Genomic DNA, 25,416 nt, shown 5'->3' on the forward strand with positions numbered 1-25,416 from the left:
GTTCGATTCCGTCCCGAGCCACCATTTTGAATTAGCGAGCCGGCTTAGCTCAATTGGTAGAGCAACTGACTTGTAATCAGTAGGTTGGGGGTTCAAGTCCTCTAGCCGGCACCAGTAAGTTTCGGAGGGGTAGCGAAGTGGCTAAACGCGGCGGACTGTAAATCCGCTCCTTCGGGTTCGGCAGTTCGAATCTGCCCCCCTCCACCATTTATATAGGGGCATAGTTTAATGGTAGAACAGAGGTCTCCAAAACCTCCAATGTGGGTTCGATTCCTACTGCCCCTGCCAAATGAATATGGCGACTGTGGCGAAGTGGTTAACGCACCGGATTGTGGCTCCGGCATTCGTGGGTTCGATTCCCATCAGTCGCCCCATTTACTTTGAATATTTACAAATTGATTAAAATATGATAAGATTTTTAATGTCTTATATGAAAATCATTGTAATAAAGTTGATGATGATAACATATAATGTATTAATCATTCGATGGGCTATAGCCAAGCGGTAAGGCAACGGACTTTGACTCCGTCATGCGCTGGTTCGAATCCAGCTAGCCCAGCCATTTTGCGGAAGTAGTTCAGTGGTAGAATACAACCTTGCCAAGGTTGGGGTCGCGGGTTCGAATCCCGTCTTCCGCTCCAAATTGAATATGGCGGCATAGCCAAGTGGTAAGGCAGAGGTCTGCAAAACCTTTACCACCGGTTCGAATCCGGTTGCCGCCTTTTTTTTATATGCCGATGTGGCGGAATTGGCAGACGCGCACGACTCAAAATCGTGTTCCTTCGGGAGTGTCGGTTCGACCCCGACCATCGGTATCGTTAAATGGTTATCGTGAATTACAGAAGAATTAAGTAATAGCAACGTTTAAAACGTCTTTCTACAGTTTTGTAGGAAGGCGTTTTTTTGTGTTTTCAGGGGTAATTTTGCTTAAAAAATCCACTTTTATAATCGTATTCATTGGTCGTGTTCATAGGTAAAGAAAGGTGGTTAACTTATGGCTAGAAGAAAAAACACTTCAGCAGAAAGTAAATTAGCTGTTATTAAAAAATAAAGTAAATTCTATGTTGAAACGTTTGATGAAGCTATCACCTTATCAATATACTAAAAGTACTACGGATGGTGACATTTTTGTTGGTAAATTATATGGAGAAGATGTAATTCTTAAAGATGTTAAAGTTGATGAAATTACATACTCTAAGAGAACTCGAGAAGAAGCTGAACAACTTCGGAAGGAATTTGATAGAAGTGTCAGAAAAGATTTTCTTAAATCCTTAGTTAATGATCCTGTTAAGCTTGCTGAACCCAAGAATGCTGGTATATCAGATGGGGATATAGAATTGATGAAAAGAGGAAAGCCTCCAATAGGGTGGCAAGTACATCATAATCTTCCTTTAGATGATGGAGGGACAAATGCATTTGAAAATTTAACTTTAATACAAAATCACCCATATCATAAAGCTATAACTAATACACAACGTACATTAACTAAAGGCTTATAACCTGGAGATAGTGTAGACATAAGCTGGCCTATACCGAAATATAATATCTACCCTAAAGGGGAATAAATTTAGAAAGAGGTTTTTATATGTGGAAAAATATGATTTTGGAAATTGGAGATATACTGAAAAGTGTTAATTATAAGCTGAATACACCTGCAACGGATACTGAAGTTCAGAGATTAAGAGAACATGTAAAAGAGAAATTTAATGTTGATTTACCGAGTGAATACGAAGAGTTTCTTAAAACTGTAAATGGTTTAGACTTTGATGGACTGGTACTTTACGGAGTTGATTCTTCTTTACTAGAAACAAAAAAAGATGAACATATTTGCGGCTTTATAGACACGAATGAGATTTGGTATGAAAATGAATTTCAAAAAGAGTATCTTTTCTTTGGGGATTCAAATATTGCGTGGTTTTGTAAAAGCTTATCAGATGGTACTTATTTAGAACTTGATAAACCATCAGGTACGGTAATGAACACATATAATGATTTTAATACAATGCTTGAGGAAGCGTTAAAAATCACCCTTCTTTAATAGGAGGACTGCATTATGAATAATATTACTTGGATTGGAGTAAATAAAAAAGAAATTACAGATGAACAAATTGAACAATTAGAACAGTACTTTGGTATTAAATTTCCTAATGATTTTATTGAGTGTGTAAAGAAATATGATGGTGGCTATCCTACTCCAGATACATGTAAACGCCAGAATAAATTTTACAGTTTTCGCTAATATGGACTTTACATTTTTATCCACATTTGTCGCCCACTTTATTTGGAGAAGCAGGTATGATAGCCTTGTAGAATCAGCCATGGTTCTTTTATTACTAAGGCTTCAAGGCTGTTTATCATACCTGTAGAGGCTCCATGTCAAGTGGGCTATGCGTAATCTAATGTATAAAAGGAAACTTGGCAGAAATTGTGAAATACTCCTTGGCGTTTACAAATGGGTGGTACTCAAGCTGATGTAGCTGAAGTTTTACACAAAATAAGACAAGATTTATTAGAAGGTAAGATATAAGATTAAATGAACCAAAGAAATAACTATATGGCAATAAATGGTGAGGGAGAATATACATATGAAGATTTGGCAATTAAAAAGTTCAACTAGTGATTATCAAACTTTTCAATTATTAAATTATGAAGAGGATAAAAAATATTTTAAGAATAGGCTGTGAAAAATTTGCATTTATTCCTAGTGTTGTTCAAAATGAAACGATTTTTTAAGTATATATAAATGAAAAAATTCATCCGAACTATCTGTTGGTATCAGATGAATTTAGAAATGCAGTTTTAGAGAATGATTTTAAAGGTTTTGAATTCTAAATCTAAAGACAAAACGAATTGATTCATGTTATAATTTTTAAACATAAGGATTCCTCTTTCTGTATTATTTTGTTGTGGTGACTTAATTTTATCAGAAATGGTCCTTATTTTTTATGAAAAAATTTAAATCCGGTGAAATTTTACTGACCGTAAAATTTCACCGGATTTTTAGTTTAGAGATGGATTTTGTCCCAGCCTCTTTTAATTCAATCTATTAACCACCAGTATGACCATCTGACATTTGTTTTACAGTATGAATAGCTTGATGTGTATCTTTAGAATCCAGTACACCAAATGTTAATGTTAGTGCAGTCATAATTCCCATTAAACTAATTATTACTTTTTTCATTTTAATGCCCCCTTAGCATGAATTTTTTCTCTTGCATTTGAACTTAGATAGAAATATTTACTTGCTTTTAAGTGATTTCCTTCATGATAAAATTTTACTGCTAATTTTTCATTATATTCATGAATGTACTCGTATAGGTTTTCTTTTTCAAAATAGAGCATTCCTGCTAGTATTATTGATTCTAATTGTTCTCCAGAAACCTCATTGTTTATCGCTAGTAAGATATTAAAGCGATGTTGGTATTCCTCATTTTTTAATTCTAAACTGATTTCTAAACCTGTTTTCAAAAGTTCTAATGCTTTTTCTTTATTATTAATTTTTGCGTGTTCACATGCTTCAATTAAAATCGCTCTATAGTTTGCCGGCATTTTTTCAGTTACTTCGGATAAATAGCGAATTGCTAATTCTGAAAGGTTTTGATTTGCATACATAAAACCTAAGTTATGTCGAACGTATAAGGTTGCTTGTTCTTCGTTTTGTTTTTGGAATATATCTAATGCAGAGATAAGACATTCTTCTGCTAATTCATATTCTTTCAAATGTATACATGCTAATCCATAAAGGTTATTACAGTAACCAATGTTTAATTCATAACCATTGTATTTAGAAAAAATTTCTTTTGCCTTAGAGACCTGTTTAAGTGCTAAAACATATTGTTGGTTATGACAACTAAAGGTAGAAAGTTTAAAATAAAATTCTGCTTGTTCAAGTTGATCTGGGATTTGTTTTAATTTAATTTCGGCTTTTTCATAATGTTCTTTTGCCAAATTATAATCACCAGTTATGTTTGAGTGCATTGCCTTGAAAAAATGGTAATAATATAATAAAGGTTCATCTGTTGGTATATCAAAAGATTCTATTTCTTTAAAACTATCTTTGCCAATACTTAAACTGTCCATCAAGTATTGATAACGGAAGTTCAATAAAGAGTAGTATAAAAGTACATTTTTATCGTCTTTTACACTGGTAATGTTTTTATCGATTTCTTTTTTTAGTTGCTTTGCATTATCTAAATTTCTTTTTCGAATTTCTATATACCAGTTATCTAATAACTTTGTAATCTGTTCATTCCCCTTTGTTTGAACGTTCATGATATCCTCCTTTGTATTTTATAGGTTCTTATAAATAATGATAGCAAGAATGGAATATAATAGATATTATACCTAATTGTTTTTCAATAAAAAACTGAATTTTCTGTTTTTTGAGAGAGGAATATAAAATCATTTTAAATAGTACATAATAGGAAGTATATGTGTATGGAAAAATATGATGTTTTTATTAGTAAGTGCAAATTTAAAATTTAAAGAAGCAGATGTATTAAGCGTATTGTTTAAAGTAGGAGCAGGGAAATAGATATGTTACATAATAATGGATGAACTGTTAAATAAGGCGTTTCAATAAAAGAATGTCTTATTTAATTTATATGATTAAAAACTGATCCTTCGATAAGGAAAAAATATATTAAATAACATATGTACATATATAATAGGAAGAAACTCGTTTTATGTCGAACTACTCAACTTGACGAACTTTTTTAAACAAAATATACTTGTTTACAAGATAGTCGTATGTGATAATTAGGTTTAATTTAAAATTGAACGTAAAAGAACGTATATATATATCAATGTTTTCGATGGTTTGAGGGAAGGATTAAATTCTATAACCGACTCAAAATCGTGTTCCTTCGGGAGTGTCGGTTCGACCCCGCCCATCGGTATTGAAGAGCGTAGAAAAAGACTCTAACAATTTTGGTTAGAGTCTTTTAGCATTTAATGAGATAAAAGAATAACTTATTCTGCTTGGAGATACAGTTGCTACTTATTTAACGAGACCTAGAGATCTGTCTTAAAATAATTATTTGCTTTCTCTTATTACATAATAAATGGAAGAAGTATTACATTCGCAATGAAGAATAAAATTCATGTATAATATATAATGTGAAATAAAAGCTATGCGAGTTTTTGTTAAGTTCATAATGAATTATGAACTTTTTATACTTATTTTGAAAAAGTGTTGAAGAAATACTATATTTCATATTAATATTTTTTATGTAGATTTAAACGTGAAAGAGAGTGGAACAGAATGGGTCGTAAATGGAACAACATTAAAGACAAAAAAGCCTCAAAAGATGCTAACACAAGCCGTATATATGCAAAATTTGGACGTGAAATTTATGTGGCAGCAAAACAGGGTGAGCCAGATCCAGAATCAAACCAAGCGTTAAAAGTTGTATTAGAACGTGCGAAAACATACAGTGTACCAAAATCAATTATTGATCGTGCAATTGAAAAAGCAAAAGGCGGTTCGGAAGAAAATTATGATGAGCTTCGTTACGAAGGATTTGGTCCAAACGGCTCGATGATAATCGTAGATACACTTACAAATAACGTAAACCGTACTGCAGCGGACGTACGTGCTGCGTTTAATAAAAACGGTGGAAATATGGGTGTAAATGGATCTGTAGCGTATATGTTTGATGCAACTGCTGTTATTGGACTTGAAGGGAAAACTGCGGATGAGGTACTTGAAATTTTGATGGAAGCAGATGTAGACGCACGTGATATTTTAGAGGAAGAGGATTCTGTTATTATTTATGCTGAACCAGATCAGTTTCATGCAGTACAAGAAGCGCTTAAGGCTGCTGGAACTACTGAATTTACAGTTGCGGAACTTACAATGCTTGCACAAAATGATGTAGAACTTTCAGAAGAGGCACAAGCACAATTTGAAAAGTTAATTGATGCATTAGAAGATTTAGATGATGTACAACAAGTTTATCATAACGTTGATTTAGGTGAATAATATATGAGCAAAAGGCCTTTTGTTATTTAGCAAAAGGCTTTTTTATATTCAAAAAGAACAGAAAGACTATAAAAGCATAAAATATTTTTAAGTTGATTGAAAGAACGTTTGTTCTGTATAATGGATATACATTTTAGTATATAAAACAACTAAGAAATACATTTGTATTCCGAAAAAATATATAGCAGATGGTATAATAAAAAGATAAACATTTTATTCCATATGAATGTTGTTAAGATGATGAACGGATGTTATAACTTACAAGATTGTAAGATAGGTGTAAGAGAAATCGATTGGATCTTCTTTTGGAAGACGATATTCTTAAATTAAGAATAATATATTCTATATAGAAAAGAGGTGGGCACGATGAAAGAGCGTGTATTATCTAGAGTGAATTATCATCAAAAAATTTCATTCAATCCGATTACAAAGTTTCTTTATAAAGCTATTATTTTATTATTATTACTAAGTTGTACTTTATTATTTATCGGAAATGTAATGATTGAACGTAGTGATATTAGCAAGCTGCAAGTTCCTGCTAAATTAGAGATACCAAGCTCGTTGGCTCACGCATTTATTGCGACTGAAGATAAAAGGTTTTACCATCATAATGGATTAGATTATATTGCAATTGTTCGTGCGTCTATTGAAAATATAAAAGCGGGTGGTATTGTACAAGGAGGAAGTACAATTACACAGCAGTTATCTAAAAATGCTTTTTTATCTAATGAGCGCACATTTTCTCGAAAATGGAAAGAAATTTTTTATACAAAAAAAATTGAGCGTACATTTACGAAAGATGAAATTTTGAAATTGTATGTGAGTAATATTTATTATGGAGAAGGTGCATGGGGAATTGAAAAAGCAGCAAAGTTATATTTTGGTAAAAAGGTTAACAAACTAACATTAAGTGAAAGTGCAATGTTAGCTGCTGTTGTAAAGGCACCTGCGTATTATTCACCTGCAAAAAATTACAATAAAGCTGTGGAACGAAGAAACGTAGTCTTAAAGCTAATGGAGCGAGAGGGATATATTAATCATAACCAATATGTGCAAGCACTAAGTGAGAAACTTGTTATTCGTCACGATCCAAAAACAGAGCATTTGATACAAAAGACAGCACGTGAAAAGCTTGTTAGTGAAAGGGAGTTCCGAGAGAGGAGCTTCTTTTTTATGGATAAAATATGAACAGAAGAGACACAATATTGTCACATTTACTCTATTTTTGGAATTTATGTGAGCGTGTTCATTGCATGACTGATATAAGTATTGATATTATGTGTATTGTGTACAGCAATGTACATAGAATATGAAATTAAAGAGGAATGCATATGAAATCATCGAACAAAATCATGATTCTTGGTATTGTTTTTTCTATTGCTGTATTAATTGTTATTGGAACAATTGTGTACAGTATTATAAATGACAAAAAAGAAAAAGGAAATGAGATGTTTGCTTATTCTACTCAACAAGCTTTAGGGAAAGAAGATGCTCCTGTGAAAGTTGTTGAATTTGGAGACTTCAAATGCCCAGCTTGTCGAACTTGGGATGCAACAGTATTTCCTCGTTTAAAAGAAGATTATATTAATAAAGGAAAAGTGCAGTTTTATTTTATTAACTTCCCATTTATCGGAAAAGATTCTGAATTAGGTGCTGCAGCTGGTGAGGCAATTTATAAACAAGATCCAGATTCTTTCTGGAAATTCTATGATGAAATTTATCAAAGTCAGAAAAAAGATACTGAGGAATGGATTACAGAAGAACTGCTTCTGAACATAGTGAAGGAAAAACTTCCAAAAGTGAATGTAGAACAGTTTAAGAAGGATTTACACAGTAAGGAAATGAAAGAAAAAGTACGTAAAGATTTTGATCGTGCAGAAAAACTAAAAGTACAAGGTGCACCATCGGTATATGTAAACGGAAATCTTACAAATCCTGATTATGACAGTATGAAAAAGGAAATTGATAAAGAATTGAAAAAGTGATGAGACCCCTCATCACTTTTTCGACTTTTTTCGATAAAATTATTGCATAGGCTTTTATTACGTGCTATACTACTTTACATAAGTTATTGAAATAACTTATGTATTTTTTATGATTTGCGGGTGTAGTTTAGTGGTAAAACAAGAGCCTTCCAAGCTCTGGTCGAGAGTTCGATTCTCTTCACCCGCTCCAGCTATTATTTCGTATTTTTATAATAACTTGTGATCAACGCAGTGTTTCGTTTCTAAGATAAACGAGGCATTGCGTTTTTTAATGTTTGGAAAAGAATATTTTATGCAAGAATAGAATGAACGAATATGATTATGAAATGAATTGCTAACCAACGGTAGATGATTCAATATATATTCATCGTAGAAGGAGGCAAAGCATGGATTTTGAGAAATTAAAGCAAGATGTAATAGCGTATAGTAAAACGATTGGAATCGATAAAATAGGGTTTGCAAGTGCTTCTCCTTTTGAAGAATTGAAGCAGCGTTTAATTCAGCAGCAACAATTAAATTATCAATCTGGTTTTGAAGAACCTGATATTGAGAAGAGAACAAATCCACAGCTATTATTACCAGGGGCAAAATCAATTATTGCGATTGCATTAGCTTATCCATCAAAACTAAAAAATGCACCGCTAAGTAAGAGAGGAGAGAGACGAGGCATTTTTTGTCGCGCGTCTTGGGGACAAGATTATCATCTTGTTTTACGAGACCGTTTGAAAAAGTTAGAGACGTATTTAATCGAAAAGCTACCTGGTATAGAAGTAAAATCAATGGTTGATACAGGAGAATTAAGTGATCGTGCTGTTTCAGAACGTGCTGGTATCGGGTGGAGTGGAAAAAACTGCTCGATTATTACTCCAGAATTTGGTTCTTATGTATATTTAGGTGAAATGATTACGAATGTCCCGTTTCCTCCTGATCAGCCTATAGAAGATCAGTGTGGAAGTTGTACAAAATGCATTGATATTTGTCCAACTGGAGCTTTAGTACAAGGGGGACAATTAAATGCAAAGAAATGTATTGCTTTTTTAACACAGACAAAAGGATTCTTGCCAGAAGAATATCGGGATAAGATAGGAAACAGAATATATGGGTGCGATACATGTCAAACTGTCTGTCCAAAGAATAAAGGGAAAGACTTCCATAATCATCCCGAAATGGAACCAGATCCAGAATTAGTTAAACCACTATTAATACCGTTATTAACAATAAGTAATCGAGAGTTTAAAGAAAAATATGGGATAATGTCTGGATCATGGCGAGGAAAGAAACCGTTGCAGCGAAATGCAATTTTAGCACTTGCTCATTTTAAAGAAACAGCAGCAGTACCACACTTAATTGATGTAATGAAAGATGATCCAAGGCCTGTTATACGAGGAACAGCGGCATGGGCTCTTGGGAAAATTGGCGGTGATGGAGTAGGTGTTGCTATTGAACGTGCAATGGAGCGTGAGAAGGATGAAGAAGTTCTTCATGAAATGAAGCGTGGACTTGAATTATTAGCACAGAAAAAAGAGTAGATAATATTCCCCTGTTTCATATTGTAATATGGGGAGGGGAGAAAATGACTGTAAAATCTTACATTGAAAAACAGATACAACAATCTTTAGCATTTATAGTTGATAAAAGGGAACATGTAGATGGAATTTCTCCAGATTTATGGAAGGTATTACAGCGGAAAAAAAACTTATTTCAAAAACGTGGTGCAAATATTATAAAAGCAACAGCAGATATTTCTTTTATTCGGCAATTAAATAGTAAAGCGTATCAAGAAGTGGATTATCAAGTACATTTGAAATATTTCATTCAACATAAAGAATTATTTTATATAGAAGAAGAACGAGTAGAGCGGCGTATACGTTTAAAAGGAGAGAGAATCGAAGAAGATCACGTTATTGAAGTGAAAGATAAACTTAGCAGTGAAGGACCAATAGAACGTGAAAGAGCAAAAGAAAAATTTGGGTTCTATCAATACAATCGTCTTGAAGCAGTTAAATATGCGGAACGTTGGTGGGATAATCGAAATCCAGTATACCGTAATTTTCCTGATAATTGTACAAATTTTGTTTCCCAATGTCTTCATGCAGGGGAAGTACCAATGACAGGATATCCTAATATTCGTAAAGGTTGGTGGCAAAGGGGAAATCAATGGAGCTGGAGCTGGGCAGTTGCTCATTCGTTTTATTGGTATTTATCAGGAGCAACAACAGGCTTAAGAGCTAAATCGGTTGAAAAACCAGAAGACCTTATACTTGGCGATATAATTGCTTATGACTTCGAGAATGATGGAAGATGGAATCATACGACGATTGTAGTGGCGAAAGATGCAGATGGGATGCCGCTTGTCAATGCTCATTCAGCTAATAGCCGAAAGCGTTATTGGAATTATGAAGATTCTAGTAAGTATACACCGCAAATGAAGTACAAATTTTTTCATATTATTAATGGGTAGAGATTTTTCATTCAAGTGGTATAATACGTAGTAGAGAAAAAATTGAGGTGAATATTCCGTGGGAGTAAATGTTGTTTTATATCAACCAGAAATTCCAGCAAATACAGGAAATATAGCACGTACGTGTGCAGCGACTGGAGCTGGGCTACATTTAATTAGACCGCTTGGGTTTTCAACAGATGATAAAATGTTGAAGCGCGCTGGTTTAGATTATTGGGAGCATGTAAAAATTACGTACTATGATTCAATTGAAGAGTTTTATGAAAAAAATCAAGATGGTGAATTTTTCTATTTAACAAAGTATGGTGAAAAAGCACATACAGCGTTTGATTATAGTAATCCAGAGAAAAATTATTATTTTGTATTTGGAAGAGAAACAAATGGTTTACCAGCAAATATCATTCAAGAAAACTTTGACCATTGTTTGCGTATTCCAATGACAGATAAAGTTCGCTCATTAAATTTATCAAATACAGCAGCTATTTTAGTTTATGAGGCTTTTCGTCAACAAAATTATCCAGGTCTAGATGAAAAGATTGTGTACTAAAAGTTGTCACTTGACGACTTTTTTATGAAAGAAATATGCCTTCATACGTTTTGAAAAGAGATGTGTCATTTGCGCATGGTGATTATTTTAACCATCTGCTTTCTGTTCAAGATGTAGAAAAGTGATGTGCTTAGGCACATCACTTTTTGTTTGTTCCCGGCTTATCATTATACCCAGCTGTAAAAATAGCAGTAAGAAATGTAAGTGAAACCCCTAGAATTAATAATAATTTCATGTTACATTCCCCCCTCTCTTTTTGTTTATAAATTCATTCTTTCGTTATGTATTGTTCTTTGAGGTGAAGAAGGGATTAAATTCGGACGAATAAAGAGATGCGTTCCCTAATATCTTTATTATACAGAATTTTCTTATTGTTTTGGGTAGATTTTTTAGGATGATAAGATATTTCATTTTGATTTAAAGAATGTTTAGGGACATCCTCGCATACCTTTTATAATAATCCGATTGAACAAGGAGATGGGGGAGGAGCTATAATGGATATTCTAAAAAAGATTGAACAGCACCGAGAATCAGAGGAACGTTTAAAGTGGGAAGGGACGTTTGCGGAGTATTTGGATCTTGTAAAAGAAAAACCATGGGTGGCCCAAACAGCACACTCTCGCATTTATAATATGATTAAAGATGCTGGCATTGAAGAGGTAGATGGGAGAAAAAGATATAATTTCTTTAGTAATCAACTTTTTGGATTAGAGGATGCTTTAGAACGTCTTGTTGAGGAATATTTTCATCCATCAGCAAAACGTCTAGATGTTAGAAAGCGAATCTTATTATTAATGGGACCTGTTAGTGGTGGGAAATCGACGTTAGTTACGATGTTAAAAAGAGGATTAGAAACATATTCACGTACAGATCGTGGAGCTATTTTTGCTATTAAAGGTTGTCCAATGCATGAAGATCCTCTTCATTTAATCCCGCATCATTTACGAGATGCTTTCTTTGAGGAATATGGCGTAAGGATAGAAGGGAATTTATCGCCGTTAAATATGATGAGGTTAGAACAGGAGTATGGTGGAAGGATAGAAGATGTAATGGTTGAGCGCATTTTCTTCTCAGAGGACCGTCGTACAGGAATTGGAACATTTAGTCCATCGGATCCAAAGTCACAAGATATTGCTGATTTAACAGGAAGTCTTGACTTCTCTACAATTGCTGAATATGGTTCAGAATCGGACCCGCGTGCTTATCGTTTTGATGGAGAGTTAAATAAAGCGAACCGAGGAATGATGGAATTTCAAGAGATGTTAAAGTGTGATGAAAAATTTTTATGGCACTTGTTATCTCTCACACAAGAGGGGAATTTCAAGGCGGGCAGATTTGCACTTATTTCAGCAGATGAATTAATTGTAGCTCATACAAACGAAACAGAGTATCGCTCCTTTATCGCAAATAAGAAAAATGAAGCATTACATTCGAGAATTATTGTTATGCCAGTACCATATAACTTACGAGTAAGCGAAGAGGAGCATATTTATGAAAAAATGATTCGCGAAAGCGATGTATCCGATGTGCATATTGCCCCTCATACACTTCGAGTTGCAGCAATGTTTACTATTTTAACTCGATTAAAAGATCCAAAGCGTCCAGATATTGATCTCATTAAAAAGATGCGTTTATATGATGGTGAAATGGTAGAAGGATATAATTCGATTGATGTGGAAGAATTACAGCGTGAATATCAAGATGAAGGAATGAGCGGCATCGATCCTCGATATGTTATTAATAGAATTTCTTCTACAATTATTCGAAAAGAAGTTCCATCTATTAACGCACTTGATGTATTGCGCTCTTTAAAAGACGGATTAGATCAGCATCCATCTATTAGTAATGAAGATAGAGAACGTTATATGAATTTTATTTCATTAGCGCGAAAAGAATATGATGAAATTGCGAAGAAAGAAGTGCAGAAGGCATTTGTGTATTCGTATGAAGAATCAGCTAAGACACTTATGGATAATTATTTAGATAATGTCGAAGCATATTGCAATAAATCAAAATTACGTGATCCATTAACGGGCGAAGAAATGAGTCCAGATGAAAAGCTGATGCGTTCTATTGAAGAACAAATTGGTATTTCCGAAAACGCCAAAAAAGCATTCCGTGAAGAGATTTTAATTCGTATCTCAGCTTATGCGCGTAAAGGAAAACGCTTTGACTATAATTCACATGAACGTCTTCGTGAAGCAATACAGAAAAAACTGTTTGCTGATCTGAAAGATGTAGTAAAAATTACGACATCAACGAAAACGCCTGATGAAAATCAACTCAAGAAAATTAATGATGTTGTAGCACGCTTAATTGATGAACATGGATACAACTCTTCGTCTGCTAATGAATTGTTACGTTATGTGGGCAGTTTATTGAATCGATAATATGATAATAGAACGCTGTCTCTTTCTAGAATGGAGACGGCGTTTTTATATCGTATGAGAGTACGGTCTACAAATAGCGATATAAAGAAAGGTATAGGAACTCCAAATGAAGAATAAGGCTTGTCCAATATAATAAATTAAGATGCAATTTTATGAATTTATTGTCAATTATTTTTGTAATATGCATATGATAGAGTAACCAACCATTCATACAGAAAAAAGCCGACACAATATCATATGTTACAAAGCACAAAAGTGTGCAATAATGCATTGTGTTTATTTCGTACATCTTGGCAGTATGTTCACGATTATGGATTGCGTATTAAATTCTTTGTTGGGAATGTTCGGGGTAGGATGTAAGTATGAGTTGAGAAGAAAGGTTCATGAGCAGTTTTGTATTGCCATTTGAATCCTACTGTTTTAAGCAATATGAAGGAAAAACTAGTAAGGAGGGAAAGGAATGAGCGAAGAAAATAAACATAATTACACAATTTCACAGGAAAACTGGTCCCTCCATCGCAAAGGATATGACGACCAACAACGCCATCAAGAAAAAGTACAAGAGGCAATTAAAAATAATTTGCCAGATCTTGTAACAGAAGAAAGTATCATAATGTCTAATGGTAGGGATGTTGTCAAAATACCAATTCGTTCTTTAGATGAATATAAAATTAGATATAACTATGATAAAAATAAACATGTTGGGCAAGGAAATGGTGATAGTAAAGTTGGCGATGTCGTTGCACGAGACGGTTCTGGTGGTCAAAAGCAGAAGGGACCAGGAAAAGGGCAAGGCGCAGGTGATATAGCCGGAGAGGATTATTATGAAGCGGAAGTATCTATTTTAGAATTGGAGCAAGCTTTTTTCAAGGAGTTAGAATTACCTAATTTAAAGAGAAAAGAAATGGATGAAAATCGGCTTGAGCATATTGAATTTAATGATATTAGAAAGACGGGGTTATGGGGAAATATTGATAAGAAACGAACAATGATTTCAGCGTATAAACGAAATGCAATGAATGGAAAACCATCGTTCCATCCAATTTATCAAGAAGACTTAAAGTTTCGAACATGGAATGAAGTGTTAAAACCAGAATCAAAAGCAGTTGTATTAGCAATGATGGATACAAGTGGATCGATGGGAATTTGGGAAAAATATATGGCACGAAGCTTTTTCTTTTGGATGACAAGATTTTTACGTACAAAGTATGAAACAGTGGATATTGAATTTATCGCACATCACACAGAAGCGAAAGTAGTAACGGAGGAAGAATTTTTCTCCAAAGGCGAAAGCGGTGGTACAATATGTTCCTCTGTTTATAGAAAAGCACTTGAGCTTATAGATGGAAAGTATTCGCCGGAACGCTATAATATTTATCCATTTCATTTTTCTGATGGGGATAACTTAACATCTGATAATGCTCGTTGCGTCAAGCTTGTGCAGGAATTGATGAAGGTATGTAATATGTTTGGGTATGGGGAAGTGAACCAGTACAACACTCCACCATATACCCAAACATATTTTTGTTTAAAAGATTAGGAAGGTATAAAAATGCTTCAATTTTTGAAAAGGACGTATATCTAAGTTTAGAGGTGTAAGAGGTTCTTTTTATATCAATCAGAGCATGAATTTTCTTATTAGATTACTCCTTGAATCCTTAAAATAATTTCAGCTATGACAATAGAACCTAAAAATGTCCCTAAAAAAACAAATATTCCTACGATAATACTACGTAATCCTAATTTAGAAAAAGTAACCCAATTTCTACCTACTGAAATACCCGCATATGCTAGAACGGGGGTAGCTAAAGAGAGAATATTTATTTTTGAAGTCCAATTTACAATATAAGAAGAAAATGGAAACCAAGGAACTGTAATTAATATACCGACAAGGCCTATATAGCCAACTGCTGGAATCTTTAAAGGAACTATTTTTTCTAAGAAGAAACCTATTGAAGAAATAGTAATTAAAATTAACATACCCATAATAGATTGTTTAGGTGGTATATTGAAGCTAATCCAGTTTGCAATTATAGACATAAAACCGATAATACATAATAAGAGAGAGGATTTAAATATTGTTGACATCAGATTTTTCCTCCTTAACCACTGAATCTTTTTTCTTCATTCGTCGTTTATCTAATAGATTATATGTTTTTTCAGTTAAAGGTAAACTAATCAGCATACTTACATATAATCCAGTAGATAAAGAAATCAAATTACTAGCACCTGCAAAAGCTATAATCTCATCTTGTAAGGAAGGAAATGAGGCAACTAATGCACCTGAAGAAGCTGCCATCATACTTCCACTTCCTATACCTGAAGCCATCGCTAAAGAATAAGGATGAAAAATTTTAAAAGTTGCTAATAATCCTGCTAACAATCCAAAAAATAAGGCACCAAAAACCGTTCCAAAAATGTAAATTGCCATTACCCCATGACCTTCAGGAGAATTAAAACCATACTTATTCGTAATTAATCCTACATTAGGCTCTCTACCAATAGAATGAGTCATTCCGATAGCTTCACGTTTAAAGCCGAGTAGCATAGCTATAGGAAGAGCTAAAATAATAGTACCTATGTGACCTAGTTCTTGCAATAATAAAGCGGGACCTGCACTTAATAGTACTTGCAACTGTGGTCCAATCACAACGCCTGTTTTTGCAATGGTTAAAGTAACGCCAGTAACAATTATAGGTTCTAAGTTTTTAGCATGTTCTTTTTGAATAAGAGGTGAAAAGTATGAGAGAAGTCCTATTAAAAATGCATAAAGCATAGGTAATAACAATATAATTCCAATTCCTAACTTAATATAAAACGGCCCTATAAATTCAGTGAGAAGCACAATACAAAAAACTACAGCATGTAATTTCCAGTTTTTTAATAAATGTTTTACTTGTTTGTCATCCATATTTTTTCCTCCCTCAATATCTTGTTTTGAAAATGGTATTTTGTTACAATTTAAGAAACGTATAGAAATGGGGTGGGGGGTTGTATATTCAAGTATTCTTAGTAGGACTCTTAGCAGCTATGTCACCAGGGCCAGATTTTTTTATTGTCATGAAAAATAGTCTGGATTTTGGGTCCCGTACAGGTATTGCTACTGCAATAGGTATAGCTTTAGCTCTCGTTATACATATTACCTATACCATACTTGGATTTACAGTAATACTTCAGAAATATCCTGCGGTATTTATAATTATTCAGTTATTAGGGGCAGCATATCTAATTTGGTTAGGATGGAATGCCATCCGGTCAACTTCTAAAGAAACAAATGAAATTACCGAAGATTTAAAGAATGAGAAAATTTCAAAAAATCTTTTTCAAGCATTTAAAGAGGGATTTCTTTGTAATGTTCTAAATCCTAAATCTGCTTTGTTTTTTTTAAGCATATTTTCTCAATTTATTTCTACTAATACGCCTGATTGGATACGCTGGGTATATGGAGTTGAAATTATTTTTGCAGTAGGATTATGGTTTGTGGTATTAGCAACAATAATATCTTATGGAAAATTCAGATTATTTTACCGAAGGTATTCTTTTTGGTTCGATCGTTTCCTAGGTACTGTAATTATTTTATTTGCTTTAAAAATTATTTTTTCAGTTGTAAAATCAACATAGGCCTTCTCAATAAAAGAGGGCCTATGTTTTATTAAATTAAGACCAAAAAACTATATCTTTATTTGGCATTAAACCCGCAAAAGAACTAACAGTAATACGATCCTCACTACCACTTGCTTTTTGAACTTCGTGATAATTTTGAGGATTAAAAAACACTAATTCTCCTTGTTGCGGTGTAATTCTAATACATTCTGCATTTTTAACAGCTTCATAATCGTATGCATAACTATCTTTTAATTTATAAAAAGCTTCATCAGATTTTTTCCAAGGACGATTATAGACTACTGTAGAACCTCCATTAGCACTTGGTTGTAAATAAATATTCCAAGCTAGTTGAGCATTGATTTTACCTATAGTCCATTCAGGGAATAAGCCGTCTAGTCCTCCAGCCCAATCAACATGAATCAAGGCACGGTCCATAACACGTACAAGTCCTGCAAAATATGTATCCCCAGTTTCTTCTTCTATGGCAAAGTCTACATTGTGTGGCCAAGCATCCCCAACGAATCTTATTACGTTTTTAGCTAAATCTCCAGAATCTCTAAAAATAGATTCTCTTGCTTGGTTTGCTATAACTGCTTTTTTAAAGTATTCCTTTTTCTTTTCTATACTGAATCTATGTTCAAATTGAGTGGTTCCTATTTTTCCGATTTTAGGATATACACCTTCATAATAATTTACTCCATATTCTTTAATGCCATTTAAAGCTTTTTCGCAAATTTCTTTCGATATAAAGTTAGGAATTCTAATTGCACCGATATTTCCTTTGAATAAATCTTCCAGTAGTTCTACAGATAATTTTTGCGTTTCTTCTATGCCCCAAGTTTTAACAATAACCATTATAAATTTTCCTCCCAAAATATAACATTTTTTACATTTAATAGTTTATCATATAGAGTTATATTTTAACACTATTTTTTATACATCATTAATAATCAGTTCAAATCTCCTTTTTCCTTTACCTTTAGATTTATTAGATATTATTTGAAAGGAACCTATTTCTTTAGTTTCAGAAACATGAGTACCATTACATGGTTGTTCATCTAAATTTTCTATTTCTATGAGGCGAATATTGTTTATATTATTAGGAATAAGACTAAGAACAGTTTTAATTTTTCCATCTAAATTGGTTCCTTCACATCGATTAATAATTCGGGACTTAATTTGATGGTTATCTTGAATAATTTCATTAATACGTTTTTCAATATTCTGAAATTCAGTGTCGGAAAGTTGTGCATTAAACTGTATATCAATTCTAGCTCGATTTTCAAAGATTTGATTTCTGAGAGTTAATGCATCATACTCGTTATAAAGATAACCAGCAAAAACATGTAGCAAGGAATGATAGCGCATAAACTTATATCTTCGATTCCAATCCAATACTAGTTCAACTGGTCCATATTGCAACTTTTCCGAATTATCAATAAAGTGAATGATCTCATTATCAACTCTTTCAACCTTATTAACTGGAAAAATAATTTTATTCTGCTGTAAATATCCAATATCACAGGGTTGTCCACCGCCAGTGGGATAAAATATGGTTTTATCTAATATTATTTTTTCATTTTCTATATTTTTAATTATAGAAAACTCCTGTTTTATGTAAGGATTCTCTAAAAAAATTTCTTTTGACATATATAACCCTCCTTTTTTTATGATTATTTTACCATTTTTGTTATATAATTTAAAATAATTCTGAAAAGGGGGAAGATTTTAATGATTTGTATAAATAACATTCGATTAATTATAGGGGATAACTTGGAAACTATTGAAACTGGCTTTATAGTTTTTGATCAAGAGCGTATTATTGAAGTATCGAATCAACCTTTATTAAATTTACCTACTGAATGTCAGGTGGTTGATGGAACAGGCTTGACGGCATTACCTGGATTAATCGATGCTCATGTTCATTTAGGAATGGATTGTTCGCCAGATCCATTTTTCGGTATGAGTCATACAGATGATACCACAATTGCTTATCTTGCTTATAAACAAGGTATTCAATTTCTTGAATCTGGAATTACAACCGTACGAAATTTAGGAACTAGAAATAATATTGATATTCAATATAGAGATTCTATTCAAAAAAATATAATAGATGGACCACGCGTATTTGCTTCAGGTAACCCCATTATTATTACGGGAGGACATGGACAAGCAATGGGAATTGAGGTTGATGGAATTGATGAGATAAGAAAAGCATCTAGAACTCAAATAAAAGCTGGTGCTGACTTACTAAAATTAATGGCTACGGGTGGTGTTTTAACAAAAGGAAATAAACCTGCCTCAGTACAATTAACTATCGATGAGTTAAAATGTGCTTGTCAAGAGGCTAAGAATGCTAATATAGCTACAGCTGCTCATGCAATAGGAATAGAAGGTGTTAAAAATGCCATAAGAGCAGGTGTTCATACGATAGAGCACGGTTACTATCTAGATAATGAATCGATTCAAATGATGATTAACCAAGATGTGTATTTGATTCCAACTCTTTTGGCACCTATATTAATTTTAAATAATCCAAATCAGATTCCACAACATATGTTAGATAAATTAGAAGATATTGAGGTGCATCATAGAAAAAGTTTCCGTAGTGCTTTGAGTCAAGGTGTAAAAATTGCTGTGGGTACTGATGCGGGTACTCCATATAATTTCCCAGGCCAAATAGTAGATGAAATGAAGATTATGGTAGATGAAGGTATGAGTAATTTACAAGCGATTCAGGCGGCAACTAGTGTAGGTGCTGCTTGTTTGAAAATTGACTCTCTAACTGGAACATTAGAAAAAGGAAAGTGGGCAGATATTCTTATAGTTGAAGGGAATCCATTAGAGAATATATTGGATTTGAAAAATGTGAAACAAGTATTTAAAGCTGGCAAACCATGTTTAAATACATATGAGAATATAACACATTTTGCGTAAATGAATAAATGGTGGATTAGAAATGAATTTGAAGTAATGAAGAAAAAATTACTAAAGATAGTCTAGATCTAAAATATAATTATAGCCAGTTTAATACGTTTAACAATAGGAGGTTAATTGGATATTTTGAAAAAAAATAAAGAGTTGATTCTGACAAGAAATTTTAAAGAGAATCTATCGCTATTCTCCCTGGGTAGAAAAGAAGATGATAGGGGATAAATAATAAAAAAACTAGGCCATAATTACTTGTATTTTAAGAAAAGTGTAGCCTAGTTTTTTATTTTATCTGTTCTATATTCTAGTATATAATTCGATTAAAAATTCATCTTTTCTTTGCCAGATTTTTTTTCTTAAATATGTAGCCTTTTCAAGCACTGACTTGAGAAGGCGATTTTTCTTTTCTATATCATTCGTTGCATAATAAGCCTCTAAAACATTTTTGATTCTCGGAACAAATTCATGTATATGTTTTTCTTTTTCTAATATCTTTTTAATTTCATGTTTAAGCTCTTCAATTGCCTTTTGCGTAGTCTTCAATCGTACAGCAATAGATTTTTGCCTCTCTAAGAATGTTTCAACATCATATACACCTTTCTCCAACAAATCATGGAGATTATTTTTTTGTTTTTGCAAATTAATCATTTGTTGTTCTTTCTTTTCTAAAGCTTTTTGTTGTAGATGAATATTATTTTTTCTTTTCTTTTGTTGTACCATGTTTTCTTGTATCTCAAAGCTTTCGATAATTTGTTTTAATCCATCAAGTATGCGCTGTTCAACGAGTGCCAAAGAAGCACCTTTTTGAACTCCTTTGCATGACGGCTGTACACAACGTACTTGAGGATTAGGGCGATCTTTTCGTGGCTGATAAAGCATAGAATGCCCACATAGCTCACATAACAAGAGGCCTGCCAATGGATTAGAAAGTTTTTTTGTCTTAATTGTTGGTGGTCGCCAGCGTTTACTATGAGCCGTATTAGCCTTTTGAAATAATTCTTCTGATACAAGTGGCGGATGAGCGTTATCATGTCGCTGCCATCTTTCTTTTGATACTTTTTTTCGAATGTATTTCCCGTTTTGTTTAATGTAACGGATTTTCCCCCAAATAATGTGACCAAGATATACTTCGTTTTTTATAATGGATGAGATAGTTGAAGGATTCCAATATTCGCCTTCAGGAGGAGCAATACCCAATCTATCTAATTCTTGTGCAATCGCTTGTCTACCTATTCCATTTGCCATTAATTCGAAAATTTTAGGTATTACCCAACTTTTTTCAGGATCAGGATAAAGTTTTAAGTTATTATCTCGTAGGTATCCATAAGCTGGAACACGAGAGATTGATTTTCCCTCTTTTGCGGAAGCTTTTCTACCACGCTGCATACGCTTAACAATTGTTTTTAATTCCTCCCGTGCAATTAAAGATTTTATACTGAAGGTTAACTCTTGATTTTCATCATTAGGATTGATAACTTCTGTTGGTGTAATAATAAATGTTTCTGAATAACGAAATACACGATAAATTGTTCCTTGATCTACCATATCACCGCGACCAAGGCGATCTAAATCCATTACTAATACTGCATCAGCTATGCCAGTCTCTACTTCACGAAGTAATTTTTGCATCATAGGTCTTTCAGATATATATTCACCAGAAACAACTTCTTCAAAAATATCAATGATATTATGATGCTCTTTATGAGCGAGTTCTAATAACTGAGTTCGATGACGTTCAAGTGTATCATAATGTTGTCCGTGTTCCATTGCTTTTTTTTCTTCTTCTAGATCTTTACGGCTTTTACGTAAATAAATAAATACATCAAGTTCTTCTGGACGATACATTAGTTTCACCTACCAGCTTGTCTAGTATTATTGTTATGGATATGTATAGCTAGCTTGTCCTATGAAAATGATAGTTCGTCTTTTTTCCTGTCTTGCATACATATAATGCAAGGGGGGGATATGATGAAAGAATTCCAATTCGGTAATACAAAAGTCATAATCCATTCGCCACTTGCATCAATGGGAAAAGAAGAACAAAAAGAATGGTTTCAACAAGAATGGGAAAAGAAAAATCCGATTTTAAGGTCTATAGTTGAAGCGGCAGTAAGTTGCCAAGAAGATGAAAAATAAAAAGAGCATTCTCTTTCATTAAGAGATATGCTCCTCTTTTTTCGATTAAATTATTCATTAAAATAAATAAGTGTTTTTAATGATGAATAGCTTTTTTAGTTCTGTAAATAATAATCTTGATCATTATTATGGAAGGTAGGTGAAACTGGAGATAGATCAATCCCTTTCTCTAAGGTTTCTAATAAGTAATATCCAAATGCTTTATCCTGTTGTATCAAGTTATGTAATAGGGTGCTTGCGCGAGCAATTCTATATTTTGTTTCATCAAGGGGTAAGGATGAATTATCTATTGTAATGAGGTGAAGCTCATCTTGTAGCTTTTGTAATAATGAAAGTTGAATGGTATCCGTCTTTCCCGTTTCAAGGTTACTTAAATAGGCTGGTGATACGCCAAGTTGTTTTGCAAAGGTGTTTAGTCCAATGCCTTTTTGAGTACGTAGTGTACGAATGTGTTTACCAATTTCGTTTATCATAAGACTAACCTCCATGGATTTATTGAAAGGAATACATAAAATGAATAAACAAAAGAAAATTACAATTACATCAGTAAGTTATGTTCATGATCCAGAATCAGCTCAAAAATGGTTTGAAGCGTATACCACATATACTTAATCACTGAGTTTGATACCATTGAGAAATTCTTTAATTCCATTATGACAAAAACTTGATTATATTTATTATGATGTACAGAAATTTAGTGGAATAAACATGTTCGGTAATTAGGATAGAGAACTCTATTTTGAATGAAGCAGTCTCGGTCATTGGATGCTAGCTCATTTAAAATACATTTAAGTATAAGAGAATAAGTTGATTTAGTATACAAAAAACATACTAAATTATGGATATTAAAATTTAAGAATCTCTTGGTGAAGATAGTATATTGAATTATCATTATTAAAAAAGAGAGTATCTGAAGAAGATAGAAAAGAAATATTTTTAAAACAAACAGGTTATGAAATTTTAGGAGAATCAAAAAGGATGATACAAACACCTAAATTTAGAAGGAAAAAGAGAGCTTAATATACCTTCTAAAGGAAAAAGATTATTTGAATGGCATATAAAAATTGGTCGTACAACCAGAATTCATTACTATGTAGATGAAGAAGATGAAAAAGTTTATATTGGGTATTGTGGATGTCATTTAGGAATACCTTCTTATAATTCTTAACTTGATATATTTATATACAATAGTTATATAGAATTGTAGTATGGGTATATCTTTGCTAATTAAACCAGTACAATCGCCACAGTACACTGATGTCAGCCTATAAAAATATAAAGGAAGAAAAATTTAGATATTATATTTTAAAGCAAAAAGCAGATGTATTTCATGCGATGAAGAGCTTTTTTAGGGAAGAATCCAGTGAAAGAATGGCATAGTAATAAAATACGCCAAGGTATCTTTTATAGATGCCTTGGCGTATTTTTAATATGTAAAAGTAATTGTTATAAATGAGTAGCCTTCTTTTGCACTGTATGGTGTAGCTTTGTAGGAAGCTCTTTGTGCACCAGCTGGTAGATGGATTTCTGCAAGGGCTTTTTTGATGTCCTGCATAGCATTTTGCACGGATTGTTTATAAAGAACTTCAACTTTTTCAGGTTTTGCTGAGAATTGCTGTTGTAATTTTGCTGTTAGTTCTTCATAGTTGTCAGCAACATATTGCTTTGATTGATACATTAATTTTGTGTCTTTTAATATTTGTTCATAGCTCGCTGATTTTGGACTGCCAGCTGAGACTTTATTGATTAATTCATTGTAATAGTTTGTAGTAGCCGTTGGATATGCGTTACGATTCCATTGGTGGTCTTTTGAGAGCTGTTCATCTGTTACATTGAAATAGGAATACATAACTCTTCCTTGCTCATCTGGAATAGGATCATCAAATGTTGTATCAAGGTGGTACCATTTATTGTCGATTTTCACCAAGTTCCAAGCATGTGGCTCTCCATTTCCAGTGCCTGTTACAATATGATTATCTATTCCAGCTTCTTTTAGTAATTGATAGGTTAATAGTGCATAACCTTGGCAAACAGCGGAACGGTTTGCTAGTGCTTCATATGCTGTATAAGCATGGTAAGAAGTATCATAGGCAATATGTTTTACAACGTAATCGTGAATGGCTTTTACTCTCTCATGATCATCCATGCCACTTTGAATAATAGACTGAACAATTGCTTTTGTTTGTTTCATGACATATTCTCTTTGTTCTTTCGATTCACGGTATGTAATGTTTAAAGTAAAACGATAATTACCAGGTGAACCAGAGAGAGAATATGAAGTGCGGGCTAGTGTATAATTCGCATATTCATTTGTATTCATCAGTTCTTTGTACGCATTAAAAAGTATATCCATCACTTCCTGCCTATTACTATTTTGTGTTTTATAAGGAAGTGTAATGTTTACTTCATAGGCATTGATATGCTTTTGTAATTCATGTTTAAATTCCTCTAGTAATTGCATATCTTTTGGTGGGGTATTAGCTTGTTGTTTCATATTTCCATTGGCTTGTTTGTTATATTCTAAAGCATTGTATAAGAACTGGGCATATTGTTCACGAGTTACAGTTTTGAATGGTTCAAAATTCCCATCGCCTGTACCAGCTGCAATATGATTGGATTGTATAGCACTAATCGCATCTTCTGCCCAAAAGTTTTTTGGAATATCATGAAATATATGTCCTTGTTTTGTAGAAAGATGAAAGGCATTTTTTATAATTTGTGCCATCTCTGCTCGGCTTATAGAATCTTTTGGTCTGAAGGTTCCCTGGTCGTCCCCCTTAAAAATTCCTAAATCTGTAAGTGCTAAAATTTCTTCTGGAAACATGGTAGAAGAATGCGTAATGTCACGATAAGGATTTTTCAATTGTGAGCCATCTTTTAAAATATAGCGAGTATTATCATTACTGAAAGTGCCATTCTTTTTATTAGGAAATAGTACGCGGTAAATTAAAGCGGCTACTTGTTCGCGAGTAGCAACATCACCTAAACCAAATTTTCCGTTTCCATAGCCTGCAATAATATTTTGACTTGCTAAAGTCGTAATAGCAGGGTATGCCCAATGTTTTTGGGGAACATCAGAAAAAGAAGAGGGCACTTCAGCAGCTTTGATGGTATCAGTATGTGTATATAATAGAGCGCTTCCAATTAGTGTGAGTGAAGTGATTGATTTTAATAGTTTTGTGTACATTCTAATTTCTCCTGATCTATCATTTATTTTCTTTAGGCATTTTCAATTTATGTTGAAAAGTCTGAAAGAATATAACAATATATATTATACATTAAATTTTTTAAGTGATATATCATATGTATATGAAGGAAATGTTTCTATATATATGTTCTATTTCAAATATCGAAGAAGTAGTTAGGTTCCTTATTTT

At 33.1% G+C, this 25,416-nt stretch carries 21 protein-coding genes, 9 tRNA genes and 4 pseudogenes; 25 read left to right on the forward strand and 9 right to left on the reverse strand.

Annotation, left to right across the window (positions count from 1 at the left end; translation table 11 throughout):
* The first annotated feature begins 38 nt into the window (after window positions 1-38).
* From MR059_RS13910 to MR059_RS13965, 12 genes and pseudogenes are all read left to right on the forward strand, one after another.
* A tRNA-Thr gene (locus tag MR059_RS13910) sits at window positions 39-114 on the forward strand.
* A 9-nt stretch (window positions 115-123) separates the two neighbouring features.
* Window positions 124-207: transfer RNA gene (locus MR059_RS13915), tRNA-Tyr, on the forward strand.
* A gap of 7 nt (window positions 208-214) precedes the next feature.
* Window positions 215-288: transfer RNA gene (locus tag MR059_RS13920), tRNA-Trp, on the forward strand.
* Between the two features lie 10 nt (window positions 289-298).
* Window positions 299-374, forward strand: a tRNA-His gene (locus tag MR059_RS13925).
* Between the two features lie 113 nt (window positions 375-487).
* Window positions 488-562, forward strand: a tRNA-Gln gene (locus tag MR059_RS13930).
* 4 nt (window positions 563-566) lie between these two features.
* Window positions 567-641: transfer RNA gene (locus MR059_RS13935), tRNA-Gly, on the forward strand.
* Between the two features lie 10 nt (window positions 642-651).
* Window positions 652-722 (forward strand) — tRNA-Cys (locus MR059_RS13940).
* Between the two features lie 11 nt (window positions 723-733).
* A tRNA-Leu gene (locus tag MR059_RS13945) sits at window positions 734-815 on the forward strand.
* Between the two features lie 246 nt (window positions 816-1,061).
* On the forward strand, window positions 1,062-1,499 hold the full coding sequence (locus tag MR059_RS13950; RefSeq protein WP_011983572.1) for an HNH endonuclease signature motif containing protein: 438 nt from the start codon (window positions 1,062-1,064) through the stop codon (window positions 1,497-1,499).
* Window positions 1,500-1,585: 86 nt separating this feature from the next.
* Entirely contained in the window at window positions 1,586-2,038 is a 453-nt protein-coding gene (locus MR059_RS13955; protein ID WP_011983573.1) for a YrhA family protein, read from the forward strand.
* A gap of 15 nt (window positions 2,039-2,053) precedes the next feature.
* A pseudogene (locus MR059_RS13960) lies at window positions 2,054-2,221 on the forward strand (SMI1/KNR4 family protein); the annotation flags it as partial.
* Window positions 2,222-2,585: 364 nt separating this feature from the next.
* Window positions 2,586-2,832 (forward strand): annotated as a pseudogene (locus MR059_RS13965) (hypothetical protein).
* 214 nt (window positions 2,833-3,046) lie between these two features.
* Here MR059_RS13965 and MR059_RS21840 read toward each other — a convergent pair.
* Both MR059_RS21840 and MR059_RS13970 read right to left on the reverse strand, forming a co-directional pair.
* Window positions 3,047-3,181 carry a hypothetical protein gene (locus tag MR059_RS21840; protein WP_256941437.1) on the reverse strand — a complete coding sequence of 45 codons (135 nt, stop codon included), beginning with the start codon at window positions 3,179-3,181 and terminating at the stop codon, window positions 3,047-3,049.
* Window positions 3,178-4,272: a Rap family tetratricopeptide repeat protein gene (locus MR059_RS13970; protein ID WP_011983575.1), complete on the reverse strand. Its 1,095-nt coding sequence runs from the start codon at window positions 4,270-4,272 to the stop codon at window positions 3,178-3,180. The genes MR059_RS21840 and MR059_RS13970 overlap by 4 nt, the downstream gene beginning before the upstream one ends.
* Window positions 4,273-5,263: 991 nt before the next feature.
* On the opposite strand from MR059_RS13970, the gene MR059_RS13975 reads away from it, so the two are divergent.
* The 9 genes and pseudogenes from MR059_RS13975 to yhbH form a co-directional block, all read left to right on the forward strand.
* Window positions 5,264-5,983, forward strand: a complete 720-nt coding sequence (locus tag MR059_RS13975; protein ID WP_011983576.1) for a YebC/PmpR family DNA-binding transcriptional regulator — start codon at window positions 5,264-5,266, stop codon at window positions 5,981-5,983.
* A gap of 366 nt (window positions 5,984-6,349) precedes the next feature.
* The gene (locus MR059_RS13980) at window positions 6,350-7,171 is read left to right on the forward strand and encodes a transglycosylase domain-containing protein (RefSeq protein ID WP_011983577.1); all 822 of its coding nucleotides are present in this window, start codon (window positions 6,350-6,352) and stop codon (window positions 7,169-7,171) included.
* Window positions 7,172-7,314: 143 nt separating this feature from the next.
* On the forward strand, window positions 7,315-7,968 hold the full coding sequence (locus MR059_RS13985; RefSeq protein WP_011983578.1) for a DsbA family protein: 654 nt from the start codon (window positions 7,315-7,317) through the stop codon (window positions 7,966-7,968).
* Between the two features lie 116 nt (window positions 7,969-8,084).
* A tRNA-Gly gene (locus MR059_RS13990) sits at window positions 8,085-8,158 on the forward strand.
* A 196-nt stretch (window positions 8,159-8,354) separates the two neighbouring features.
* The gene (gene queG, locus MR059_RS13995; RefSeq protein ID WP_011983579.1) at window positions 8,355-9,497 is read left to right on the forward strand and encodes a tRNA epoxyqueuosine(34) reductase QueG; all 1,143 of its coding nucleotides are present in this window, start codon (window positions 8,355-8,357) and stop codon (window positions 9,495-9,497) included.
* 44 nt (window positions 9,498-9,541) lie between these two features.
* Window positions 9,542-10,429: an amidase domain-containing protein gene (locus MR059_RS14000; RefSeq protein WP_048723296.1), complete on the forward strand. Its 888-nt coding sequence runs from the start codon at window positions 9,542-9,544 to the stop codon at window positions 10,427-10,429.
* Between the two features lie 58 nt (window positions 10,430-10,487).
* Window positions 10,488-10,976: a tRNA (uridine(34)/cytosine(34)/5-carboxymethylaminomethyluridine(34)-2'-O)-methyltransferase TrmL gene (gene trmL, locus MR059_RS14005; RefSeq protein WP_011983581.1), complete on the forward strand. Its 489-nt coding sequence runs from the start codon at window positions 10,488-10,490 to the stop codon at window positions 10,974-10,976.
* Window positions 10,977-11,470: 494 nt separating this feature from the next.
* Entirely contained in the window at window positions 11,471-13,366 is a 1,896-nt protein-coding gene (locus tag MR059_RS14010; RefSeq protein ID WP_011983583.1) for a PrkA family serine protein kinase, read from the forward strand.
* Between the two features lie 460 nt (window positions 13,367-13,826).
* Window positions 13,827-14,864, forward strand: a pseudogene (gene yhbH, locus MR059_RS14015) (sporulation protein YhbH); the annotation flags it as partial.
* Between the two features lie 140 nt (window positions 14,865-15,004).
* Here yhbH and MR059_RS14020 read toward each other — a convergent pair.
* Together MR059_RS14020 and MR059_RS14025 are read right to left on the reverse strand one after the other, a co-directional pair.
* Complete coding sequence (locus MR059_RS14020; RefSeq protein WP_011983585.1) at window positions 15,005-15,454, reverse strand: hypothetical protein; 450 nt, start codon at window positions 15,452-15,454, stop codon at window positions 15,005-15,007.
* The gene (locus MR059_RS14025) at window positions 15,438-16,277 is read right to left on the reverse strand and encodes a DUF3100 domain-containing protein (RefSeq protein WP_087094445.1); all 840 of its coding nucleotides are present in this window, start codon (window positions 16,275-16,277) and stop codon (window positions 15,438-15,440) included. The genes MR059_RS14020 and MR059_RS14025 overlap by 17 nt, the downstream gene beginning before the upstream one ends.
* 80 nt (window positions 16,278-16,357) lie before the next feature.
* Here MR059_RS14025 and MR059_RS14030 point away from each other — a divergent pair, with 80 nt between their 5' ends.
* Entirely contained in the window at window positions 16,358-16,987 is a 630-nt protein-coding gene (locus MR059_RS14030) for a LysE family translocator (RefSeq protein WP_011983587.1), read from the forward strand.
* A 36-nt stretch (window positions 16,988-17,023) separates the two neighbouring features.
* On the opposite strand, the gene MR059_RS14035 is transcribed toward MR059_RS14030, so the two are convergent.
* On the reverse strand, window positions 17,024-17,827 hold the full coding sequence (locus MR059_RS14035; protein WP_011983588.1) for a 2OG-Fe(II)-dependent halogenase WelO5 family protein: 804 nt from the start codon (window positions 17,825-17,827) through the stop codon (window positions 17,024-17,026).
* Between the two features lie 78 nt (window positions 17,828-17,905).
* The gene (locus MR059_RS14040; RefSeq protein WP_242161876.1) at window positions 17,906-18,622 is read right to left on the reverse strand and encodes an alanyl-tRNA editing protein; all 717 of its coding nucleotides are present in this window, start codon (window positions 18,620-18,622) and stop codon (window positions 17,906-17,908) included.
* 81 nt (window positions 18,623-18,703) lie between these two features.
* Between MR059_RS14040 and MR059_RS14045 the strand changes: the two genes are divergently transcribed.
* Window positions 18,704-19,909 (forward strand): metal-dependent hydrolase family protein, encoded by a 1,206-nt coding sequence (locus MR059_RS14045; RefSeq protein WP_210351922.1) that lies wholly within the window; start codon window positions 18,704-18,706, stop codon window positions 19,907-19,909.
* 291 nt (window positions 19,910-20,200) lie between these two features.
* On the opposite strand, the gene MR059_RS14050 is transcribed toward MR059_RS14045, so the two are convergent.
* Window positions 20,201-21,748 carry a recombinase family protein gene (locus MR059_RS14050; RefSeq protein ID WP_011983591.1) on the reverse strand — a complete coding sequence of 516 codons (1,548 nt, stop codon included), beginning with the start codon at window positions 21,746-21,748 and terminating at the stop codon, window positions 20,201-20,203.
* Between the two features lie 123 nt (window positions 21,749-21,871).
* Here MR059_RS14050 and MR059_RS14055 point away from each other — a divergent pair, with 123 nt between their 5' ends.
* Window positions 21,872-22,039: a hypothetical protein gene (locus MR059_RS14055; protein WP_164468635.1), complete on the forward strand. Its 168-nt coding sequence runs from the start codon at window positions 21,872-21,874 to the stop codon at window positions 22,037-22,039.
* 95 nt (window positions 22,040-22,134) lie between these two features.
* Here the strand turns inward: MR059_RS14055 and MR059_RS14060 are convergent, their stop codons facing one another.
* A complete protein-coding gene (locus tag MR059_RS14060; RefSeq protein WP_011983593.1) occupies window positions 22,135-22,512 on the reverse strand; it encodes a helix-turn-helix domain-containing protein in 378 nt (125 codons plus the stop codon).
* 754 nt (window positions 22,513-23,266) lie between these two features.
* Here MR059_RS14060 and MR059_RS14065 point away from each other — a divergent pair.
* A pseudogene (locus MR059_RS14065) lies at window positions 23,267-23,419 on the forward strand (sporulation protein YhbH); the annotation flags it as partial.
* A 46-nt stretch (window positions 23,420-23,465) separates the two neighbouring features.
* On the opposite strand, the gene MR059_RS14070 reads toward MR059_RS14065, so the two are convergent.
* Window positions 23,466-25,226 carry an S-layer homology domain-containing protein gene (locus tag MR059_RS14070; RefSeq protein WP_011983595.1) on the reverse strand — a complete coding sequence of 587 codons (1,761 nt, stop codon included), beginning with the start codon at window positions 25,224-25,226 and terminating at the stop codon, window positions 23,466-23,468.
* Window positions 25,227-25,416: the final 190 nt, after the last annotated feature.

Source organism: Bacillus cereus group sp. BfR-BA-01522, assembly GCF_022662635.1.
GTDB lineage: Bacteria > Bacillota > Bacilli > Bacillales > Bacillaceae_G > Bacillus_A > Bacillus_A cytotoxicus.

Excerpts from the sequence above, each read along its gene's own strand:
- MR059_RS21840 (WP_256941437.1), bottom strand. The coding sequence starts at position 3,181 with ATGAAAAAAGTAATAATTAGTTTAATGGGAATTATGACTGCACTAACA.
- MR059_RS14055 (WP_164468635.1), top strand. The coding sequence starts at position 21,872 with ATGAAAGAATTCCAATTCGGTAATACAAAAGTCATAATCCATTCGCCA.
- MR059_RS14040 (WP_242161876.1), bottom strand. The coding sequence starts at position 18,622 with ATGTCAAAAGAAATTTTTTTAGAGAATCCTTACATAAAACAGGAGTTT.
- MR059_RS13950 (WP_011983572.1), top strand. The coding sequence starts at position 1,062 with ATGTTGAAACGTTTGATGAAGCTATCACCTTATCAATATACTAAAAGT.
- MR059_RS14045 (WP_210351922.1), top strand. The coding sequence starts at position 18,704 with ATGATTTGTATAAATAACATTCGATTAATTATAGGGGATAACTTGGAA.
- MR059_RS13985 (WP_011983578.1), top strand. The coding sequence starts at position 7,315 with ATGAAATCATCGAACAAAATCATGATTCTTGGTATTGTTTTTTCTATT.
- MR059_RS14050 (WP_011983591.1), bottom strand. The coding sequence starts at position 21,748 with ATGTATCGTCCAGAAGAACTTGATGTATTTATTTATTTACGTAAAAGC.
- MR059_RS14000 (WP_048723296.1), top strand. The coding sequence starts at position 9,542 with ATGACTGTAAAATCTTACATTGAAAAACAGATACAACAATCTTTAGCA.
- MR059_RS13975 (WP_011983576.1), top strand. The coding sequence starts at position 5,264 with ATGGGTCGTAAATGGAACAACATTAAAGACAAAAAAGCCTCAAAAGAT.
- queG (WP_011983579.1), top strand. The coding sequence starts at position 8,355 with ATGGATTTTGAGAAATTAAAGCAAGATGTAATAGCGTATAGTAAAACG.
- MR059_RS13970 (WP_011983575.1), bottom strand. The coding sequence starts at position 4,272 with ATGAACGTTCAAACAAAGGGGAATGAACAGATTACAAAGTTATTAGAT.
- MR059_RS14070 (WP_011983595.1), bottom strand. The coding sequence starts at position 25,226 with ATGTACACAAAACTATTAAAATCAATCACTTCACTCACACTAATTGGA.
- MR059_RS14035 (WP_011983588.1), bottom strand. The coding sequence starts at position 17,827 with ATGGTTATTGTTAAAACTTGGGGCATAGAAGAAACGCAAAAATTATCT.
- MR059_RS13955 (WP_011983573.1), top strand. The coding sequence starts at position 1,586 with ATGTGGAAAAATATGATTTTGGAAATTGGAGATATACTGAAAAGTGTT.
- MR059_RS13980 (WP_011983577.1), top strand. The coding sequence starts at position 6,350 with ATGAAAGAGCGTGTATTATCTAGAGTGAATTATCATCAAAAAATTTCA.
- MR059_RS14020 (WP_011983585.1), bottom strand. The coding sequence starts at position 15,454 with ATGTCAACAATATTTAAATCCTCTCTCTTATTATGTATTATCGGTTTT.
- MR059_RS14060 (WP_011983593.1), bottom strand. The coding sequence starts at position 22,512 with ATGATAAACGAAATTGGTAAACACATTCGTACACTACGTACTCAAAAA.
- MR059_RS14025 (WP_087094445.1), bottom strand. The coding sequence starts at position 16,277 with ATGGATGACAAACAAGTAAAACATTTATTAAAAAACTGGAAATTACAT.
- MR059_RS14010 (WP_011983583.1), top strand. The coding sequence starts at position 11,471 with ATGGATATTCTAAAAAAGATTGAACAGCACCGAGAATCAGAGGAACGT.